This window comes from Thiorhodococcus mannitoliphagus, from assembly GCF_010915725.1.
Lineage (GTDB): Bacteria > Pseudomonadota > Gammaproteobacteria > Chromatiales > Chromatiaceae > Thiorhodococcus > Thiorhodococcus mannitoliphagus.
Genome location: NZ_JAAIJR010000345.1, coordinates 1 through 1,203, shown reverse-complemented (window position 1 = coordinate 1,203; position 1,203 = coordinate 1). Strand labels below are relative to the sequence as shown.

Here is a 1,203-nt window from a genome sequence, read left to right as displayed (position 1 = left end):
GGCGCTCCTGCCACTCCTTCAGGCCGTTTCATCGCCTACTGAAACACTCGGTTTTGGGCCAACCGATGATCAAGGCCGAATTCTACCTTCAACTTGAGTATGACAAACTGATCTTCAAGCTGTACGTCCTTGATCCCGAGCAACGCGTACCCATCCGTGATCACTATCGAAACAGGCTCTACGCGCATGCCGCGAAAGCGTCCGTAGTTATCACACAATACGGGCGATTAGGTAGGTACATGGGGGTGGCCAGGCTTCAGGGAGATTATCGCGCGCATGACGAAAACGGCATCCTGGACATGGATTCCACCTTAGCGACGCTGAGGGAGATGCAGAGGCTCATTGAGAACCTGGACGAAAGACTGGTCTGAGATTTCGTTACCGTACAGGGCGGATCCCGAAAGGGCGATTCGACCTGTCGCGTTGTCACGAGTCCGCCAAGATTGATATCCATCCAAGTGACGACGTGGTCGCTAGTCGTAAGGTGGCAGCCAATCGGCGGAACCTCCTGTCGGAGTTCCGCCCTACTTGGGCTTCATGGAGCGACTCAACCAGTGCGAACATGCGCAGGGTCGTCGTTCGAGATGATCGTCAGAATCAGTCCAATCAACAAGTAGCGAATGCCCGTGAAACCCAAGGTCTATCTCGAAACATCGGTTGTCAGCTATCTCACGGCCTGACGCAGCCGCGATCTCGTCCTAGCGGGCAATCAGGAGACGACGCGAGAATGGTGGGAACGCAAAGGCGATTTTGAACTCTTTATCTCGCGGTTCGTTCTGGAGGAAGCCGTCGCCGGCAATCCAGGCGCGGCTCAACGACGTTTGAGTGTTCTCGATGGCATTCCCGAGCTTGACATCACCTGAAGAGGTCGAGCCTTTAGCCGTGACCCTGTTGAGCCAAGTCGCCTTGCCGCCCACGGCCAAGCTCGATGCCTTGCATATCGCCATGGCCACCATTGGCGCGATGGATTACCTGCTGACCTGGAACTGCGCGCATATCGCAAATCCGGCGCTTCGTACGCCCATTAGCCTGAGAGGCTGTCTGAAAAACCTCAAGGGGCGACTTTAGTCGCCCTTGGCACTGGCGGGAGGGCGAATGAATTCGCCCCTTGTATGTTCTGTTCTCAGGGATTGATAAGGAGGAGTGATAAACGGAGTTTATGAAGAGAGCCCGGGAAGCCGTTCGCCCCCTGAAGCCTGGACG

The 1,203-nt window shown here is 55.8% G+C and carries 2 protein-coding genes; both read left to right on the top strand.

Annotation, left to right across the window (positions count from 1 at the left end; translation table 11 throughout):
* Nucleotides 1-371 (top strand): hypothetical protein (locus tag G3480_RS26775; protein ID WP_206171930.1); only part of this gene is annotated, 371 nt, incomplete at its 5' end.
* A 463-nt stretch (nt 372-834) separates the two neighbouring features.
* Nucleotides 835-1,068: a type II toxin-antitoxin system VapC family toxin gene (locus G3480_RS26770; protein ID WP_164657228.1), complete on the top strand. Its 234-nt coding sequence runs from the start codon at nt 835-837 to the stop codon at nt 1,066-1,068.
* The last annotated feature ends 135 nt before the right edge of the window (nt 1,069-1,203 follow it).

Bases quoted from the DNA above. Each gene is read 5' to 3' on its own strand.
- G3480_RS26770 (WP_164657228.1), top strand. From the start codon at position 835: ATGGCATTCCCGAGCTTGACATCACCTGAAGAGGTCGAGCCTTTAGCC.